Genomic DNA, 16450 nt, shown 5'->3' with positions numbered 1-16450 from the left:
CGAGGTAGTCCCGTGAAAGCCAGGTCCGATGAGTTGCAGGTGTTCGTCTCGGTGATCGAGTGCGGCTCGATTTCCGCCGCTGCCGAGCAGGGCGGTCAGACGCCTTCGGCGATCAGTCGCACCCTGTCGCGCCTGGAGAGCAAGCTGGGCACCACCCTGATCAACCGCACCACGCGGCGCATGGACCTGACCGAGGAAGGGCGCTTCTTCTTCGAGCGGGCCAAGGCGATCCTGCAACAGATGGACGATCTGGAAGACCATCTCTCGCGGCATCGGCAAACACCCTCCGGGCGTCTGCGGATCAATGCCGCGCTGCCGTTCATGCTCCACGCGATCGTACCGTGGGTCGCCGAGTTCCGGGCGCTGTACCCGCAGATCCAGCTGGAGCTGAACACCAACGACCTGATCATCGACCTGCTGGAGCAGAGCACCGACGTGGCCATCCGTATCGGCGATCTGGCCGACTCCAGCCTGCATGCCCGCTCCCTTGGCTGCAGTCCGCTGAATCTGCTGGCCAGCCCGCAATACCTGGAGCGGCATGGCACGCCGCAGCGGGTCGAGGACCTGGCTGGGCATACCCTGCTCGGCTTCACCCAGACCGAAACCCTCAACCACTGGCCGCTGCGCCACAGCGAAGGCGACCGCCTGCTGATCCGCCCGGACCTCTGCGCGTCCAGCGGCGAGACCCTGCGCGCCCTGGTGCTGGCCGGCGAAGGCATCGCCTGCCTGTCGCACTTCATGACCCACGAGGACATCCGCGCCGGTCGCCTCCAGGTGCTGCTGGGTGACTTCAACAGCGGCTATCGCCAGCCCATCAACGCGGTGTACTACCGCAACTCGCAACTGGCCTTGCGCATCCAGTGCTTCCTCGACTTCATGCAACGCAAGTTGGCGATGTACGCCTGCTGAAAAGGAAATGTCCTACCTCGTTTGATAACTCTTCCCTCATGGGCCTTAATGAGTGTTCAACGAAAACAACAACCAGGGACGTATCTATGCGCGTTGTGATGTTTCGCACCTTGGGCTTCTCTGCGGCGATCCTCGCCAGCTCAACCACTTATGCAGTCACGCTGGAAGGCGGCGCGGTCGCCGCACCTGATCAATATGGCGCACAGGTGGCCGCCGATATCCTGAAGAAGGGCGGCAACGCGGTGGATGCCGCGGTGGCCACGGCCTTCACCCTCGCCGTCACTTACCCCGAAGCCGGCAATATCGGTGGCGGCGGTTTCATGACCCTGTACATGGACGGCAAGGCCTATTTCCTCGACTACCGCGAAGTGGCGCCGAAAGCGGCCACGCGCAACATGTACCTCGACGACAAGGGCGAGATCATCGAGAACCTCAGCCTGGTCGGCGCTCGCGCCGCCGGCGTGCCGGGCACGGTGATGGGCCTGTGGGAGGCGCACAAGAAGTTCGGCAAGCTGCCCTGGTCCGAGCTGATCACGCCGGCGGTGGGTTACGCGAAGAACGGCTTCAAGGTTGCCGCCAAGCAGTACCAGTACCGCGAGGACGCCCTCGGCCTGTTCAAGGACAGCACCAACTTCAACGACTACTTCGGCAAGATGAAGGTCGGCGAGACCTTCAAGCAACCGGAACTGGCGCAGACCCTGGAACGCATCGCAGACAAGGGCGTCAGCGAGTTCTACCAGGGCAAGACCGCCGACCTGCTGGTGGCGCAGATGCAGGCCAGCAACGGCCTGATCAGCAAGGATGACCTCAAGGACTACAAGGCGGTGTGGCGCGAGCCGATGCGCATCGACTGGCGCGGCAACGTGGTCTACACCGCGCCGTTGCCCAGCTCCGGCGGCATCGCCCTGGCTCAGTTGCTGGGGATCAAGGAGCAGCGTGCGGCGGACTTCAAGGGTGTCGAGCTGAACTCGGCGCGCTACATCCACCTGCTGGCGGAAATCGAGAAGCGCGTGTTCGCCGACCGTGCCGACTACCTCGGCGACCCGGCCTTCGCCAAGGTGCCGGTAGCCGAGCTGGTGGCGCCGGAGTACCTGGCGCGGCGGGCCAAGGAGGTCAATCCGAACGCGATTTCCGAGACCGAGAAGGTCCGTCCGGGGCTGGAGCCGCACCAGACCACGCACTTCTCCATCGTCGACAAGCAGGGCAACGCGGTGAGCAACACCTACACCCTGAACTGGGACTATGGCAGCGGGATGGTGGTTAAGGGCGCGGGCTTCCTGCTCAACGACGAGATGGATGACTTCAGCTCCAAGCCGGGGGTGGCCAATGCCTTTGGCGTGGTGGGTGGCGATGCCAATGCCATCGAGCCGGGCAAGCGCATGCTGTCGTCGATGAGCCCGAGCCTGGTGACCCGCGATGGCAATGTCACCCTGGTGCTGGGGACGCCGGGCGGTTCGCGGATCTTCACCTCGATCTTCCAGGTGCTGAACAACCTGTATGACTACGACCTGCCGCTGGAAAAAGCCGTGGCGGCGCAGCGGGTGCATCATCAGTTGCTGCCCAAGGACACCATCTACTTCGATGCCTTTGCACCGTTGACCGGTGAGGTGGCGCAGGAGCTGAAGAAGATGGGCTACACCCTGGAGGACCAGGGGTGGGAGATGGGGGATATCCAGGCGATCCGGGTGCGTGGCGAGAAGCTGGAGACGGCTTCGGATCCGCGCGGGCGGGGTGTGGGACAGGTAGTCAAATAACGGGTTTTGCTGTGTTCTTCCGGGCCTCGTCGCAGGCTTCGCCAGCTCCCACAAGGACCGCGTGCACCGCGAAACCTGTGGGAGCTGGCGAAGCCTGCGATGAGGCCCGAAAGAGCGACCTCATCTTCCCGGTCAGACCCGGAAGTGACTGACCATCATCTGCAACTGATTCCCCAACCGCGCCAGCTCCACACTGGACGCCGCCGTCTCTTCACTGGCCGACGCGGTCTGCTCCGACACATCCCGCACACTCAGGATGCTCCGGCTGATCTCCTCGGCCACCGCGCTCTGCTGCTCGGCCGCCGCGGCGATCTGCTGGTTCATTGACTGGATGTCCGACACCACGCGGGTGATGCTCTCCAGCGAGGTACCGGCCTTGCGCGTCAGCTCGACGCTGCTGTCGGTCAGGCTGCGGCTGCCGAGCATCACATTGGCCACCTGCTGCGTACCGTTCTGCAGGCCGGCCACCAGCACTTCGATTTCCTCGGTGGACTTCTGCGTGCGCTGGGCCAGCCCGCGCACTTCATCGGCGACCACGGCGAAACCACGCCCGGCCTCGCCGGCGCGGGCCGCTTCGATGGCGGCGTTGAGGGCCAGCAGGTTGGTCTGCTCGGCCACCGACTTGATCACGTCCATGACGCTGCCGATCTTCTGGCTTTCCTGCTGCAACTGCGCCATGGCGTCGGTGGAGCGCGCCACTTCGTCGGCCAGCTTCTCGATCTGCGCGATGGCCTGGGTGACCACGTCGTCGCCGGCGCGGGCCTGGCGGTCGGCGTCGGTGGCGGCGGCCGAGGCGTGCTCGGCGTTGCGTGCGACTTCCTGCACCGTGGTCGCCATTTCATGCATGGCGGTGGCGACCTGGTCGGTCTCGACTTTCTGGTTGTTGGCACCGGCGCTGGTCTGCTCGGTGACGGCCGACAGCTCTTCGGCAGCGCTGGCGATCTGGGTGACGCCGTCGCGGATGCCGCTGATCAGGTCGCGCAAGGTGGTGCCCATGCGCTGGATGCCCTGTTGCAGCACGCCAAGTTCGTCGCGGCGGGTGACGCGTTGCTCGTGGGTCAGGTCGCCGGCAGCGATGCGTTCCACCACTTCCAGGGTCTGGCGCAGCGGGCGGGTGATCTGGCGGGTGATGATCACGGCGGCGGCGATGCCCACCAGCAGCGCCAGCAGCGTGGCGATCAACTGCAGGCTGCGGGCCTGGGCGCTTTCGGCGTCACGGCGTTCGAGCTGGATCTTGTACAGGGCTTCGCTGCGGCTGACGATGTCGTAGCCTTGGGTGGTCATTTCGGTGCGGGCCGCGGCGATGTCGGCCACGGCATTCTTGTAGCGGTTCAGCGCGTCGCGGTAGCTGACCACGGCGGCCTCGAACTGCTGGATGCGCGCCGCTTCGTTGGGCAGGGCGCCGTTCAGCTTGCGGGCGTAGTCGAGGGCGTTGTCCAGCTGGCGCAGGGCGGTCTGTTCGTTCTGCGCGCTGTTGTCGGCGATATAGCCGCGCACTTCGAAACGCACCTGCAGCAGTTGCTCCTTGGCAGCGCTGGCGGCGCGGTACTGGTCGAGGCGCGCGGCGTCGCTCTCGCCCTGGGCGAGCACGTCGCGGTTGATCGCGTCGATCAGTTGCAGGGCGCTGCTGGCGGTGGTCTCCAGGTCGCCACGGGCGTCGGCACCAGCCTTGTAGGTGGCACGCATGCGATTGAGGGTGACCTGGTAGGCGCTGATGATCTGCGCCTGCTCGTTCAACAGCTTGAGGTTTTCCGGGCTCTTGAAGTTGTTGAGCAGGAGCTGTTGCTGCTTGTTGAAGTCGTTGAGCTTGGCCTGCACGTTGGCGGCAGCGGTGTCGTCGCCGTTGGCCAGCATGTACTGCAGGCGTGCGACGCGCAGGTTGGTCAGGTCGCTGTTCAGGCGGGTGATGTCGCTCATCCAGTTGCTGCGCTGGATAAGGCTGCCCAGGCTGGTCCAGCCGGCCAGGGCGAGAAGGCCGGTGAGCACGAGCACAAGGCCGAAGCCCAGCCCGAGTTTGCGGTTGACGCTGATGTTGGCGAACCAACTGTTCATCGAAGTCCCTCCAGGAAAAGGTGTGATCGGCGGTCGCTGATGGTTCTTTTTCTTGGAGGCCAGCGGGCGTTGAGCAGGCTTTATCGGCTACAGAACGCTGAGCTGAAACGCTTTTTCAGTAAATCCGACAGAAATACTCAACAAGATGTGACAAGCCCCGCAAATGCGGGGCTTGTCCGGGAGTGTGTCCAGTCACTGTGGGAGCGAGCAATCCTCGACAGTGTCTATAGGCTCTTGGCCTTGAAGGTATCGCACTGGTTCACATCACCCTTGTCGAACCCGGCCTTGAACCACTTCACCCGTTGCGCCGAGGTGCCATGGGTGAACGAGTCCGGCACCACCCGACCCTGACCCTGCTGCTGCAGACGGTCGTCGCCGATGGCATTGGCGGCATTCAGCGCCTCCTCGACATCCCCCGGTTCCAGCCAGTCGTGCCGTTGCTGGGCCTGGTAGGCCCAGACCCCGGCGAAGCAGTCGGCCTGCAACTCCTGGCGCACCAGCAGGCCGTTCGCGCCCTCGACCTTCTGGCCGCTGCGCCGGGCATCATTTACCTTGGCCGAAATGCCCAGCAGGGTCTGCACGTGGTGACCCACTTCATGGGCGATCACATAGGCCTGGGCGAAATCGCCGGCGGCGGCGAAGCGCTGTTCCATCTCGCGGAAGAAGCTCATGTCCAGGTACACCTGCTGGTCCGCCGGGCAATAGAAAGGTCCGGTGGCCGAGGTGGCGAAGCCGCAGGCGGAATTCACCTGGCCGCTGAACAGCACCAGCTTCGGATCCTTGTATTGCTTGCCGGCCTGGGCGAATAGCGCCCGCCAGGTGTCCTCGGTGTCGCCGAGGATGCTGGCGACGAACTGGCTGGCTTCGTCGTTGGCCGCTGGTCGTGGCTGGGTTTGCGTTGGTGCGCCCCCTTGCTGCATCTGTCCGGCCAACTGGCCAAGGATCTGCATCGGATCCTGCCCTGTGAGCAGGCCGATACCGACGATCAGCACCACCGCGCCGAGGGTCAGGCCCTTGCCGCCGCCCATGCGCATCCCGCCGCCCGAGCCTTCGCCGCGGGCATCGACCACGTTGTCGCTGCGTCTGCCTTTTCGCCATTGCATGGATGTCTCTCCACGAGGGTGGTGTCATCGCCCTAAAGGTTAGCCCACCCGAGAGGCAACCGGTTACACATAACCAAATGGTTATGGATGCTGTCGGACAATTCAGTTTTCGCCGGGGCGCTGGCAGTGGACACTTTGCCGCACCACCCGCCCGTCCTGATCGGGCTCTCCATAACTCCAAGAACAGGAGAACGACATGTCTGCCACAGACAACAGTCGCTTCGTCATCCGTGATCGGAACTGGCATCCGAAAGCCTTCACCCCGGACTACAAGACTTCCATTGCCCGCTCGCCGCGCCAGGCGCTGGTGAGCATCCCGCAGTCGATCAGCGAAAGCACCGGCCCGGACTTTTCCCACCTGCGTTTCGGCGAACACGACAACGACCTGCTGCTCAACTTCAACAACGGCGGCTTGCCCGTTGGTGAGCGCATCCTGGTCACTGGTCGCGTGTTCGACCAGTACGGCAAGCCAATTCCCAACACCCTGGTGGAAATGTGGCAGGCCAACGCCGGCGGCCGCTATCGCCACAAGAACGACCGTTACCTGGCCCCGCTGGACCCGAACTTCGGCGGCGTCGGCCGCGCGCTGACCGACAGCGAAGGTCGCTACAGCTTCCGCACCATCAAGCCGGGCCCGTACCCATGGCGCAACGGCCCGAACGACTGGCGTCCGGCGCATATCCACTTCTCCATCAGCGGTCCGTCGATCTCCACCCGTTTGATCACCCAGCTGTATTTCGAAGGCGATCCGCTGATCCCGCTGTGCCCGATCGTCAAGAGCATCGCCAACCCGGCGGCCGTCGACCTGCTGATCGCCCGTCTGGACATGAGCAACGCCAACCCGATGGATTGCCTGGCGTATCGCTTCGACATCGTCCTGCGCGGCCAGCGCGCGACCCACTTCGAAAACCGCTGAGGAGCCCCGTCATGCCAATCGAACTGCTGCCGGAAACCCCTTCACAGACCGCCGGCCCCTACGTCCACATCGGCCTGGCCCTCGAGGCCGCCGGCAATCCGACCCGCGACCAGGAAATCTGGAGCCAGATGGCCAAGGGCGACGCGCCGGGCGAGCATATCGTGGTGTTCGGCAACGTCTATGACGGCAACGGCCACCTGGTGCGCGACTCGTTCATCGAGTTCTGGCAGGCCGACCACAACGGCGACTACCAGACCGACTACAACCTGGAAAACGCCTTCAACGGCTTTGGCCGCACCGCCACCACCTTCGACGGCGGCGAGTGGACCATGCAGACCGTCAAGCCGGGTGTGGCGAAGAACGCTGCTGGCGTGCCGATGGCACCACATATCAACGTCAGCCTGTTCGCCCGGGGGATCAACATCCACCTGCAGACGCGGATCTACTTCGACGATGAGGCCGAGGCCAACGCCAAGGACCCGGTGCTGAACCTGATCGAGCAGCCACAGCGTCGCGAGACCCTGGTGGCGACCCGCTGCGAGCGGGACGGGAAGACGGCGTATCGCTTCGATATCCGTATCCAGGGGGAAGGGGAGACGGTGTTCTTCGACTTCTGAACCTGAAGAACGCTGCAAAACCCTGTGGGAGCGGGTTCACCCGCGATTACGTCAGTGAATTCACTACCGCAATCGCGGGTGAACCCGCTCCCGTAGGGGCCGCGTCAGCCTTTGGCCTTTGAGTTGAAGGCCAGCACCTCCCCCTCGATCACCCCCTGACTGACGATCAGCGGCTCCAGCAACGGCCGGCTGGCCAGGAAGTGCGGGGTCTGCATATGCGCCTCGAACGCCGCTTCGCTTTCGTATACCTCGTACAACCACACCAGATCCGGCTCACTGAAATCGCGGATCACATCGAACACCAGGCACCCCGGTTCATCCCTCACCGAACTGGCGGCATTGACCCGCATCGCCTCCATGAACCGCTCCAGGCTACCGGGCTGCAATTGGGTCTTGAGTAGAAGGCTGTACACGTCGAACTCCTTTTTGTCTTATATTTCTGAAAAATTGTATACAAAAATGGAGTCGAACTCATGGCTGTCCGTCCAAGCCGCCTCAACGGCCTGCGTCATCTCGCGATCCTGGTGCCCAACCTGGAAGTCTGCGAGCGCTTCTACGTGGATATCCTCGGCATGCAAGTGCTGCACCGCGCCAACGAAGATCTGGTCTACCTGACCTGCGGCAACGACAACCTGTCCCTGGGCCGCGCCTTCGTGCCGAGCAGCGGCGAGCAGGCGGTGGATCACTACGGCTTCGTGGTCGACAGCATCGACGAGCTGCATGCCTGGCATGCCTACCTGAAGGAATGCGGCGTGACCCTGCTGGACGCGCCGTTCGCCCACGGCGATGGAACCTGGAGCTTCCACCTGCTGGACCCGGCGGGGAACAAGGTCCAGCCGATCTATCATCCGGCGATTTCCGGGCAACGCTTCAACTGATCACTCGTAGGCGGTTACGCCGGCGATATGACGACCGGCAATGTAGCCGAAGGTCAGCGCCGGCCCGAGGTTGATGCCGCCCGCCGGATAGTGTCCGCCCATGATGCTGGCCATGTCGCAGCCCGCCGCGTACAGGCCCTCGATCGGTTGCTGGCGCTCATCCAGCACCTGCGCATGTTCGTTGGTGCGCAGCCCGGCGAAGGTGCCGAAGCAGCCCGGCTCGACCTTCACCGCGTAGAACGGCCCATGCTCGATCGGCGCCACGCAGGGGTTCGGCCCGTGCAGCGCATCGCCCTGCTTGCGGTTGTACAGAGTGTGGCCGCGACCGAACTGCGGGTCCTCGCCGAGGCGGGCATGGCGGTTGTACTCGCTGACCGTATCGACCAGGCCACGGGCATCGATGCCGCACTGGTTGGCCAGGTCGTGCAGGCTGTCGGCGCGCTTGAGGTAGCCATTGCGCACCAGCGTCGAGGTCGGCAGCGGGAAGGGGCGGGCTATGCCGAGGCCGTAGCGGCGCTGGAAGCGGTGGTCGCAGACCAGCCAGGACTCGACCTTCTCACCCGGCGCGGCGGCGACCATGGCGCTGACATAGTCGTAGTAGCCGTCGGCCTCGTTGACGAAGCGCTGGCCATTGCTCAGCACGCCGATGATCCCAGGCTTGCCGCGCTCGATGATGTGCGGGAAGTGACCGCTGCTGCCGTCCGCATAAGGCACCTTCGATACCGGTGCCCAGGCCACCGGGCTGTGCAGGTCGTCGGCGACCTTGCCGCCGACGCTTTCGCCGAGGCGCAGGCCATCGCCGTTGGCGGCTACGGGTGGCAGGGCCAGGTGTTCGTGGCCGGTGGGCGTGCGTGGGAACAGCGCCTTGCGTCGTTCGATATCGTTGGGGAAGCCGCCCGCGGCGAGCACCACGGCGCGGGCGTTGATGGTGACTTCGCCGTTGGCGGTCTCCACTACTGCACCCGTCACCTTGTCGTCTTCCCGCAGCAGGCGGCGGGCCGGTGCCGACTCCCAGAGCAGCACGCCGAGATCGTCGGCGGACTTGGCCAGGCGCGCCACCAGCGCCACGCCGTTGACCAGGTGCAGGGCCCGGCCATGAGTGACGAGATCGAGCAGGTGCTTGCCGACGCGCTTACCTACATGCAGCAGCGAGCGCCAGGAGCGGGTCAGCGTGAGGAAGGCGCCGAGGTCCGGGCCGGCCATGATCGGCATGCCCCAGAACGAGGTTTCGCGCATGGTCCGGCGCAGGCGCTTGAGCAGTTTGCCGGTCTGCCGGGCATCGTAGGGCGCGGCGATCACCGAACGGCCGCCGGTGCCGGCGCCTGGCGTGTCGCCGTGGATATCGGCGATGCCGTTGCCGTCGGCGAACTGCAAGGCGGTGTGTTTCTCGAAGAAGCTGACCATGTTGGGCCCGGCTTCGAGGAAGGCGTCGATCAGCGGCGCGTTGAAGCGTTCGCCCAGCTCATGTTCCAGGTAGGTGCGCGGCGCCGAACGTTCCTCGACGATGCCGGCGCGCCGCGCCAGCGGATTGCACGGCACCCAGGCCCAGCCGCCGGACCAGGCGGTGGCGCCGCCGAATACCGGGTCCTTCTCGACCACTATGACCTTCTGCCCGTGCCAGGCGGCGGTGACCGCGGCGCTGAGGCCGGCGGCGCCGGAACCGATCACCAGGACATCGCAGTCCACCGTGCGGGCGTGGGAGGGAAGGGCGGTCATGGAAAATCCTCGTAGTGTTATTTTTGGAACTTGATTCCATAATCCATGATCGCGCGGGTGGTGCCAAGTCGCTGCCCGTGAAGTTGGGCGAAGATCGAACAGTGGTTTGCGCTTTGTCTGGCGCTCTTTAGAATTCGCTCATATTTTCAGGGACCACGACCATGGCCGGCAGTCAGATCGAACGCGCGTTCAGCCTTATCGAAAGCCTTACCAGCGAGCCTCGCGGGCTGCCGATGCAGGCCCTGTCCGAGCAACTGGACATCCCCAAGAGCGCGACCCACCGCATGCTCGCCGAGCTGATCCGCCTGGGTTATGTGCGCCAGAACCCGGAGAACAGCCGCTACCTGCTGAGCACCCGCCTGGTTGCCCTGGGCTTTCGCTACCTGGCCAACAGCGGCGCGGACATCGTCCAGCCGATCCTCGACCAGCTGGCCGGGCAGAGTGGCGAGCTGGTGCGCCTTGGGGTGATCGATGGCGAGCGCCAGACCTGGATCGCCAAGTCCCAGGGGGCGCGTTCCGGGCTCAAGTACGACCCGGACATGGGGCGGGATGCGCCGTTGTTCTACAGCGCTTCCGGGCATGCCTGGCTGGCCAGCCTCAGTGATGCCCAGGCGTTGCTGCTGGTGGAGCGCCAGGGCATCGCGCCTGCCGAAGACTTCGGGCCGAATGCGCCGAAGTCCAATGCCGAGCTGCTGGAGCGCCTGCGTATTGCCCGGGAGCATGGCTATGCCTGGGTGGTGGAGAGTTCGGCGGTGGGCATGTCGGCGCTGGCGGCGGTGATCGCCGATCCGCGGGACGGGCACGCGCTGGGGGTGGTGAGCATCGCCGGGCCGACGGCGCGGATGAGCGAGGCGCGAATGCATGAGCTGGCGCCAGTGCTGCTGGAGACTGTGCAGGAGCTGGCGGCGGCGAGTCCGGCTTCCGAGTTGTTCATCTGATTCTTCCGTTGTTCTTCAGGGCCTCATCGCGGGCAACGCCCGCTCCCACAGGGACCGCGTACGCCGCATGACCTGTGGGAGCGGGCGTTGCCCGCGATGAGGTCCTGATATCCACAGCAGCACTCTCCCGCTCTGAACCCAGGGCAGTCTTTTTTCTGCTTGCAATGAAACTGGAACCAAGTTCTAAATAATTGCACCCAGAACAAAAGAGAACCCCACTCCCATGAGCCAACGCATCCTCTCCCTGGCCGCCCTCACCGTCCTCGAGCTCTCCCCTCCGGACATGGTCGAAGTCGCTGCCCGCGCCGGCTACAGCCACGTCGGCCTGCGCCTAGAGCCCGCCACCCCGGAAGAACATCATTTCCCTCTGGTCCGCGACGCCGCGCTGCGCCAGCAGACCGCCGCGCGCTTGCGCGACACCGGGATCAAGGTGCTGGACATCGAGATCCTGCGCCTCAAGCCGGAAACCCGCGTCGCCGATTTCGACTCGCTGCTGGCCGTGGGCGCGGACTTCGGCGCCACCGAGCTGCTGGTGGCCGGCAATGACCCGGACCCGGCGCGCATGACCGACAACTTCGCCGCCCTCTGCGATCTGGCGGCTAAGTACGGCATCCATCCGCACCTGGAATTCATGCCCTGGACCGACGCGAAGAACCTCACCCAGGCCCTGGCCATCGTCCAGGCCGCCAACCGCGACAACGGCTGCGTACTGGTGGATGCCTTCCACTTCGACCGCTCCGCCTCGCGCCTGGAAGACCTGCGCAACGTGCCGGCTTCGCGGATGCGCTACCTGCAACTGTGCGACGTGGCCGGGCCACGACCGGACGACATGGCCGAGATCTTGCGCCAGGCGCGCAACGAGCGGCGTTTCCCCGGTGACGGCGACTGCGACCTGCGCGGGCTGCTCGCCAGCGTTTCCCCCGACATGCCCCTGAGCCTGGAGATCCCCACCCGGCAACTGCTGGAACAGGGCGTGTCCGCGCTGCAACGCGCACAGTGGGCGCTGGACAAGACCCATAACGTATTGAGCCACCTCTAACGCTTCGAGCCGCCCATGCCCTCCGTCAGTCAACCGTTCAAAGGCATCCTGCTGGTCGTTGTCGCGACCTTCCTGTTTTCCAGCCACGACGCGATGTCGAAGTACCTGTCGGGGTTCTATCCGATCGTCTGGGTGGTGTGGGCGCGCTATCTGGTTCACACCCTGCTGATGCTGGGGATCTTCCTGCCCCAGGCCGGCCTGAGCGGCTTGCGCACCCGAAGGCCGCGGCTGCAGGCGGCGCGGGCCTTGTGCCTGCTGGGCTGCAGCCTGCTGTTCACCAAGGCCCTGCAGTACCTGCCGCTGGCCGAGGCGACGGCGGTGAACTTCCTCGCGCCGCTGATGGTGACGGCGCTGTCGCTGCCGTTGCTGAAGGAGTCGGTGAGCAAGGGCCAGTGGCTGGCCGTGCTGGCCAGCTTCGTCGGCGTGCTGATCATCGTTCATCCCGGCGGCGCGCTGTTCACTCCTGCGGTGTTGCTGCCCTTCGGTTCGGCGACCTGCTTCTGCTTCTACCAGATCCTCACCCGCAAGCTGAGCCAGGTGGACAGCCCGACCGCCACCAACTTCTTCACCGGGTTGTTCAATACCCTGGTGATGAGCGCCCTGGTGCCGTTCTTCTGGACCGTGCCCACGCTGACCCACGGCCTGATGACCCTGGCCCTCGGTACCTTCGGCATGCTCGCCCACCTGTTCCTGACCCAGGCCTTCCGCCACGCGCCGCCGGCCATGCTGGCGCCGTTCAGCTACTGCCAGATCGTCTTCGCCGGGCTGATGGGCATCGTGCTGTTTGGCCAGCGTCCGGACCAATGGGGGATCATCGGCATAGCCATCGTCTGCTTGAGCGGGCTGGCTGCGGCCTGGCTGCAACGGCGGCGCTGAAACGCAAGCGGGGCCTGTTTTTTCGGAACAGGCCCCGCGTGGGTCAGGCGCTTAAGGTCAGTCTTCGACCTTCGGTACCTTGCGTGGCGCCATGAAGTACATCCAGGTCAGGGCGATGAAGTACATCGCCGGGATCATGGTGAACAGCACGGTGTAGTTGTTGTTGGTGGTGGTCAGCACGTAGCCGACGATCTGGGTCATGAACATGCCGCCGATGGCCGCGCACATGCCGCCGAAGCCGAACACGGTGCTCATCATGTGCTTGGGCGTGTAGTCCATCACCAGGCTCCAGATGTTGGCGGTCCAGGCCTGGTGCGCAGCGATGGCCAGGGAGATCGCCAGTACCGCGACCCACAGGCTGCTGGCGCCGGCGGCGAAGATCACGCCGACGATGGTGGCGGCGAACAGCGCCATCGACATCAGTCGCGCCTTGACCGGCGCCACGCCGCGGCCGATGAGGAACGAGGAGAGGATGCCGCCGCCGACGCTGCCGAAGTCGGCGCTGAGGTAGATGACGATCAGCGGGATGCCCATCTGGGTGACGCTGATGCCCAGGCTGTATTGCTGGTTGAGGAACGGCGGCAGCCAGTACAGGTAGAACCAGAACACCGGCGCGGTGATCGAGTAGGCCAGGGCGAAGGCCCAGGTACCTCGCATGCGCAGGATCCGCGAGAACGGCACGCCTTTCTGCTCAGGCTCGGCCTCGCCCATGACGTAGGCACGTTCGGCAGCAGTGACGGTCGGGTGGTCTTCGGGGTTGAAGTACTTCAGGCCCCAGAACAGCACCCAGACCAGACCCAGGGCGCCCATGGCCATGAACGCGGCCTGCCAGCCCCACACGGTGAGGATCAGCGGCAGCAGCATCGGGGTGAACATGGCACCGACGTTGGTGCCAGCGTTGAAGATACCGGTGGCCACGGCGCGTTCGCCGGCCGGGAACCACAGGCGGGTGGTCTTGACGCAGGCCGGGTAGTTGGCGGCTTCGGTCAGGCCGAGGATGAAGCGGCAGACCATGAAGCCGACCGCCGAAGTGGCCAGGCCGTGGGCGCCGGTGGCCAGGCTCCAGAGCAGCACGGCGCAGAAGAACACGCGCTTGACGCCGACTTTGTCGATCAGCCGGCCCTGCAGGACGAAGCCGATGGCGTAGCCGACCTGGAACCAGAAGTTGATGTTGGCGTAGTCCATCGCCGTCCAGCTCATTTCCTTGGCCAGGATGGGCTGCATGACGCCGAGGGCGGCGCGGTCGATGTAGTTGAGGGTGGTGGCGAAGAACACCAGGGCGAGCATGACCCAACGGGTCTTGCCCACGGCCATGGCGCCGCGGATCTTGTCGCCGATACCGGCGTGCGGGGTACTGCTCAACGGCTGAGCAATGGGATTGCTGGAGCTGTGGATCATCGTAGGTTACCCGTATTTTTTATGTTTATAGGTCGAGCCTTGGGTGACGCAAAAAACGGCATTGCATAAGCCTTAGTTGGCAGGATCGACCGGGTACGGTGGCCAGGATCCCTGCTTCCATGGTTTGAAATGGTGCGCACTGCTCAAAAAAGGGTCAATTCGTCACAGCGCATTTCGGGCGATAATCGCACACAAAACTAACCGGTTCGTACCTTTTTCTTGAGGTGGTTTTCGCCCCGGCCAATAATTCTCCTCAGTTTGGGCACTGCCTGCCCACAGGAGACTGAAGATGCAGCGTTCGATTGCCACCGTGTCCCTCAGCGGCACCTTGCCGGAAAAGCTCGAAGCCATAGCCGCCGCGGGTTTCGACGGCGTCGAGATCTTCGAGAACGACCTTCTCTACTACGACGGCAGCCCCCGCGAAATCAGGCAGCGCTGTGCCGACCTTGGCCTGGATATCACCCTGTTCCAGCCCTTCCGCGACTTCGAAGGCTGCCGCCGCGAGCGTCTGGCACGCAACCTCGATCGCGCCGAACGCAAGTTCGACCTGATGCAGGAGCTTGGCACCGATCTGGTGCTGGTGTGCAGCAACGTTGCCGCCGATGCCATCGGTGAAAAACAGATCCTGGTCGATGACCTGAGCCTGCTGGCCGAGCGTGCTGGCGCGCGTGGTTTGCGCATCGGCTACGAAGCCCTTGCCTGGGGTCGCCATGTGAACCAGTGGCAGCAGGTCTGGGACATTGTCCGTGAGGCCGATCACCCGGCACTGGGGATGATCCTCGACAGTTTCCACACCTACTCGATCAAGGGTGACCCGAGCGGTATCGCCCAGGTGCCGGGGGAGAAGATCTTCTTCGTGCAGATGGCCGATGCGCCGATCCTGGCCATGGACGTACTGGAGTGGAGCCGGCATTTCCGCTGCTTCCCGGGGCAGGGCGAGTTCGACCTGCCGGCGTTCCTCGCACCGATCCTCAAGGCCGGTTATCGCGGCCCGCTTTCGCTGGAAATCTTCAACGACGGCTTCCGCGCCGCGCCGCCGCGGGCCAACGCCGCCGACGGCCTGCGCTCGCTGCTGTACCTCGAAGAGAAGACCCGTGAGCGCCTGCTGCAGACCGCACCGGCCGTGGCGGCCGAGCCGGAGTTGCTGTTCGCGCCGCCAGCGGCGGATGCCTATGACGGTGTCGAATTCCTTGAGTTCGCCGTGGATGACGCCTCGGGCGCCAAGCTGGGTAGCTGGCTGGAAGGCCTGGGTTTCGCCAAGGTCGGCCAGCATCGTTCGAAGAACGTCAGCCTGCTGCGTCAGGGCGACATCAACCTGATCCTCAATGCCGAGCCGTATTCCTTCGCTCACAACTTCTTCGAGAGCCATGGCCCGTCGCTGTGCGCCACCGCCGTGAGGGTCAAGGACAGCGCCAAGGCACTGGCTCGCGCCGTCGGCTATCACGGACAGCCCTATCGCGGCCTGGTCGGTCCGAACGAGCGCGAACTGGCGGCGGTGCGGGCGCCGGATGGCAGCCTGATCTATCTGGTAGACCAGGATGCCAATGGCCAGACCATCTACGACACCGACTTCAGCCTCAGCGCCGCAGCCGCGCCGGGCAGCCTTGGCCTGACCCGTATCGACCATATGGCCATGGCCCTGCCGGCCGATGGCCTGGATACCTGGGTGCTGTTCTACAAGAGTCTGCTGGACTTCAAGGCCGATGACGAAGTGGTGCTGCCGGACCCTTACGGCCTGGTGAAGAGCCGTGCCCTGCGCAGCCAGTGCAGCAGCATCCGCCTGCCGCTGAACATCTCGGAGAACCGCAACACGGCGATTTCCCATGCGCTGTCGCACTACCGTGGCTCGGGGGTGCATCACATCGCCTTCGATTGCGAGGACATCTTCACCGCGGTGAAGAAGGCCAAGGAAGCCGGGGTGGCGCTGCTGGACATTCCGCTGAACTACTACGACGACCTGGCGGCGCGCTTCGATTTCGACGACGAGTTCCTCAGCGAGCTGGCGTATTACAACGTGTTGTATGACCGCGATGCCAATGGCGGCGAGCTGTTCCACGTGTACACCGAGCCGTTCGAGGAGCGTTTCTTCTTCGAGGTGATCCAGCGGCGCAATGGTTATGCCGGGTATGGCGCGGCGAACGTGGCGGTGCGCCTGGCGGCGATGGCCAAGGCCCGTAGCGGCGGATTGCGCCACGCCAAACTCTGAGGCACCGCAAAACCCTGTGGGAGCGGGTTCACCCGCGATTACGGTAGT

Annotated in this window: 14 protein-coding genes and 1 pseudogene; 9 read left to right on the top strand and 6 right to left on the bottom strand. The window is 64.6% G+C overall.

Annotated features, from left to right (window positions below; translation table 11 throughout):
- The first annotated feature begins 12 nt into the window (after positions 1 to 12).
- Together AC5QPF_RS28295 and ggt are read left to right on the top strand one after the other, a co-directional pair.
- On the top strand, positions 13 to 909 hold the full coding sequence (locus tag AC5QPF_RS28295) for a LysR substrate-binding domain-containing protein (RefSeq protein WP_494960901.1): 897 nt from the start codon (positions 13 to 15) through the stop codon (positions 907 to 909).
- 86 nt (positions 910 to 995) lie between these two features.
- Positions 996 to 2663 (top strand): gamma-glutamyltransferase, encoded by a 1668-nt coding sequence (gene ggt, locus AC5QPF_RS28290; RefSeq protein ID WP_494960900.1) that lies wholly within the window; start codon positions 996 to 998, stop codon positions 2661 to 2663.
- A 132-nt stretch (positions 2664 to 2795) separates the two neighbouring features.
- Here ggt and AC5QPF_RS28285 read toward each other — a convergent pair whose 3' ends face one another.
- The 3 genes and pseudogenes from AC5QPF_RS28285 to ypfJ form a co-directional block, all read right to left on the bottom strand.
- A complete protein-coding gene (locus AC5QPF_RS28285; RefSeq protein WP_375547351.1) occupies positions 2796 to 3500 on the bottom strand; it encodes a methyl-accepting chemotaxis protein in 705 nt (234 codons plus the stop codon).
- A gap of 198 nt (positions 3501 to 3698) precedes the next feature.
- Positions 3699 to 4580 (bottom strand): annotated as a pseudogene (locus AC5QPF_RS28280) (methyl-accepting chemotaxis protein); the annotation flags it as partial.
- Positions 4581 to 4939: 359 nt separating this feature from the next.
- The gene (gene ypfJ, locus AC5QPF_RS28275) at positions 4940 to 5818 is read right to left on the bottom strand and encodes a KPN_02809 family neutral zinc metallopeptidase (RefSeq protein ID WP_494960899.1); all 879 of its coding nucleotides are present in this window, start codon (positions 5816 to 5818) and stop codon (positions 4940 to 4942) included.
- Between the two features lie 196 nt (positions 5819 to 6014).
- Between ypfJ and pcaH the strand changes: the two genes are divergently transcribed.
- Complete coding sequence (gene pcaH / locus AC5QPF_RS28270) at positions 6015 to 6734, top strand: protocatechuate 3,4-dioxygenase subunit beta (RefSeq protein ID WP_075801547.1); 720 nt, start codon at positions 6015 to 6017, stop codon at positions 6732 to 6734.
- 11 nt (positions 6735 to 6745) lie between these two features.
- Entirely contained in the window at positions 6746 to 7351 is a 606-nt protein-coding gene (pcaG, locus tag AC5QPF_RS28265; protein WP_494960898.1) for a protocatechuate 3,4-dioxygenase subunit alpha, read from the top strand.
- A gap of 104 nt (positions 7352 to 7455) precedes the next feature.
- Here pcaG and AC5QPF_RS28260 read toward each other — a convergent pair whose 3' ends face one another.
- Positions 7456 to 7764, bottom strand: a complete 309-nt coding sequence (locus AC5QPF_RS28260) for an antibiotic biosynthesis monooxygenase (protein WP_494960897.1) — start codon at positions 7762 to 7764, stop codon at positions 7456 to 7458.
- A gap of 60 nt (positions 7765 to 7824) precedes the next feature.
- Between AC5QPF_RS28260 and AC5QPF_RS28255 the strand changes: the two genes are divergently transcribed.
- On the top strand, positions 7825 to 8229 hold the full coding sequence (locus AC5QPF_RS28255) for a VOC family protein (protein WP_494960896.1): 405 nt from the start codon (positions 7825 to 7827) through the stop codon (positions 8227 to 8229).
- Here AC5QPF_RS28255 and AC5QPF_RS28250 read toward each other — a convergent pair whose 3' ends face one another.
- Entirely contained in the window at positions 8230 to 9945 is a 1716-nt protein-coding gene (locus AC5QPF_RS28250; protein ID WP_494960895.1) for an FAD-dependent oxidoreductase, read from the bottom strand.
- 161 nt (positions 9946 to 10106) lie between these two features.
- On the opposite strand from AC5QPF_RS28250, the gene AC5QPF_RS28245 reads away from it, so the two are divergent.
- The 3 genes from AC5QPF_RS28245 to AC5QPF_RS28235 all read left to right on the top strand — a co-directional run bounded on the left by AC5QPF_RS28245 (position 10107) and on the right by AC5QPF_RS28235 (position 12798).
- A complete protein-coding gene (locus tag AC5QPF_RS28245; RefSeq protein WP_494960894.1) occupies positions 10107 to 10883 on the top strand; it encodes an IclR family transcriptional regulator domain-containing protein in 777 nt (258 codons plus the stop codon).
- A gap of 223 nt (positions 10884 to 11106) precedes the next feature.
- Positions 11107 to 11922, top strand: a complete 816-nt coding sequence (locus AC5QPF_RS28240; RefSeq protein ID WP_494960893.1) for a TIM barrel protein — start codon at positions 11107 to 11109, stop codon at positions 11920 to 11922.
- Between the two features lie 15 nt (positions 11923 to 11937).
- Entirely contained in the window at positions 11938 to 12798 is an 861-nt protein-coding gene (locus AC5QPF_RS28235) for an EamA family transporter (protein ID WP_494960892.1), read from the top strand.
- A gap of 57 nt (positions 12799 to 12855) precedes the next feature.
- Here the strand turns inward: AC5QPF_RS28235 and AC5QPF_RS28230 are convergent, their stop codons facing one another.
- Positions 12856 to 14196, bottom strand: coding sequence for an MFS transporter (locus tag AC5QPF_RS28230; RefSeq protein WP_494960891.1), 1341 nt, complete (start codon positions 14194 to 14196; stop codon positions 12856 to 12858).
- Positions 14197 to 14485: 289 nt separating this feature from the next.
- Here AC5QPF_RS28230 and quiC point away from each other — a divergent pair, with 289 nt between their 5' ends.
- Positions 14486 to 16402, top strand: a complete 1917-nt coding sequence (gene quiC / locus AC5QPF_RS28225; protein WP_494960890.1) for a 3-dehydroshikimate dehydratase QuiC — start codon at positions 14486 to 14488, stop codon at positions 16400 to 16402.
- Positions 16403 to 16450: the final 48 nt, after the last annotated feature.

This window comes from Pseudomonas sp. Con_6, from assembly GCF_059379395.1.
The sequence above is the reverse complement of the archived record's forward strand: the minus strand, read 5'-3'. Positions and strand labels throughout refer to the sequence as shown.

Excerpts from the sequence above, each read along its gene's own strand:
- ggt (WP_494960900.1), top strand. The coding sequence starts at position 996 with ATGCGCGTTGTGATGTTTCGCACCTTGGGCTTCTCTGCGGCGATCCTC.
- AC5QPF_RS28285 (WP_375547351.1), bottom strand. The coding sequence starts at position 3,500 with ATGGCGACCACGGTGCAGGAAGTCGCACGCAACGCCGAGCACGCCTCG.
- ypfJ (WP_494960899.1), bottom strand. The coding sequence starts at position 5,818 with ATGCAATGGCGAAAAGGCAGACGCAGCGACAACGTGGTCGATGCCCGC.
- pcaH (WP_075801547.1), top strand. The coding sequence starts at position 6,015 with ATGTCTGCCACAGACAACAGTCGCTTCGTCATCCGTGATCGGAACTGG.
- pcaG (WP_494960898.1), top strand. The coding sequence starts at position 6,746 with ATGCCAATCGAACTGCTGCCGGAAACCCCTTCACAGACCGCCGGCCCC.
- AC5QPF_RS28255 (WP_494960896.1), top strand. The coding sequence starts at position 7,825 with ATGGCTGTCCGTCCAAGCCGCCTCAACGGCCTGCGTCATCTCGCGATC.
- AC5QPF_RS28250 (WP_494960895.1), bottom strand. The coding sequence starts at position 9,945 with ATGACCGCCCTTCCCTCCCACGCCCGCACGGTGGACTGCGATGTCCTG.
- AC5QPF_RS28245 (WP_494960894.1), top strand. The coding sequence starts at position 10,107 with ATGGCCGGCAGTCAGATCGAACGCGCGTTCAGCCTTATCGAAAGCCTT.
- AC5QPF_RS28240 (WP_494960893.1), top strand. The coding sequence starts at position 11,107 with ATGAGCCAACGCATCCTCTCCCTGGCCGCCCTCACCGTCCTCGAGCTC.
- AC5QPF_RS28235 (WP_494960892.1), top strand. The coding sequence starts at position 11,938 with ATGCCCTCCGTCAGTCAACCGTTCAAAGGCATCCTGCTGGTCGTTGTC.
- AC5QPF_RS28230 (WP_494960891.1), bottom strand. The coding sequence starts at position 14,196 with ATGATCCACAGCTCCAGCAATCCCATTGCTCAGCCGTTGAGCAGTACC.
- quiC (WP_494960890.1), top strand. The coding sequence starts at position 14,486 with ATGCAGCGTTCGATTGCCACCGTGTCCCTCAGCGGCACCTTGCCGGAA.